This is a genomic window from Frankia sp. AgKG'84/4, from assembly GCF_023242965.2.
In the GTDB taxonomy this organism is placed as follows: Bacteria; Actinomycetota; Actinomycetes; order Frankiales; family Frankiaceae; genus Frankia.
Genome location: NZ_JALKFU020000814.1, coordinates 1 through 1,040 on the forward strand (window position 1 = coordinate 1; position 1,040 = coordinate 1,040).

Genomic DNA, 1,040 nt, shown 5'->3' on the forward strand with positions numbered 1-1,040 from the left:
GGCCGGCTCCGGCCGAAGGCTGGCAGGCGCGCTGGCCCGCCGACTGGCTGCGGCGCTCGCGGTCATGCTGGGCGCGGCGACCACCGCGTTCGGCGCGTTGCAGCTGCTGCCCGGCGACCCGGTGGCGATCATCCTCGGACCGTCGACGATGGCCTCGCCCGAGGTGCGGGCCCAGATCCGCGATGATCTCGGGCTCGACGAGCCGGTGGTGCTGCAGTACCTGCACTATCTCGGTCGCCTGCTGCACGGCGATCTCGGCTACTCCTACCAGCTGCAACAGCCGGTGTCGGCGCTGATCAGCGACCAGATCATGCCGACGGTGCAGCTTGCGCTCGCGGCGATCGTGGTGGCGGTCGTGCTCTCCGTGCTGTCCGCGGTCGCGACCGCCGGGCGGCACCCGGCGTTGCGGGCGGTGGCGAGCTTCTGGGAACTCCTCTCGGTCTCCACCCCGCCGTTCTGGCTGGGCATCCTGCTGCTCACCGTGCTGTCGTTCAGGATCCAGGTCTTCCCGGTGGCCGGGGCCAGCGGTTTCGCCGCCCTGGTGCTGCCCGCGATCACCCTCGGTCTGCCGGTGGCGGGAATCCTCGGCCAGGTGCTGCGAGAGGGCCTGGAGGCCGCGCTGGAACAGCCCTTCGTCGTCACGGCGCGGGCCCGGGGACTCAGCCGCACCGCGGTGCGCGTGCGGCACGCCCTACGCCACGCGGCCATTCCGCTGGTCACCCTGTCCGGCTGGCTGGCCGGGACGCTGCTCGGCGGCGCGGTGCTCGTCGAGAAGGTCTTCGCCCGCCCCGGTATCGGCGCGCTGACCCTGCAGGCCGTCAGCAGCCGCGACATGCCCGTGGTGATGAGCGTGGTGCTGCTCTCGGCACTGGTGTTCGTCGCGATCTCCACCGCGGTGGATCTGCTCTACCTGTTCATCGATCCTCGGCTCCGGACGGACGAGGCGGCGCGGAGGTTCGGATCGTGACAACGGTGGACGCCACGGTCGGCGCCCCGGGCGCGGCCGGCGCCACGCTGGGCACCCGGGTGCGGACCGCGGC

Annotated in this window: 1 protein-coding gene; it reads left to right on the forward strand. The window is 72.7% G+C overall.

Annotation, left to right across the window (positions count from 1 at the left end):
* Window positions 1-19: 19 nt before the first annotated feature.
* The gene (locus MXD58_RS25415) at window positions 20-967 is read left to right on the forward strand and encodes an ABC transporter permease (protein ID WP_250610192.1); all 948 of its coding nucleotides are present in this window, start codon (window positions 20-22) and stop codon (window positions 965-967) included.
* Window positions 968-1,040 lie beyond the last annotated feature (73 nt).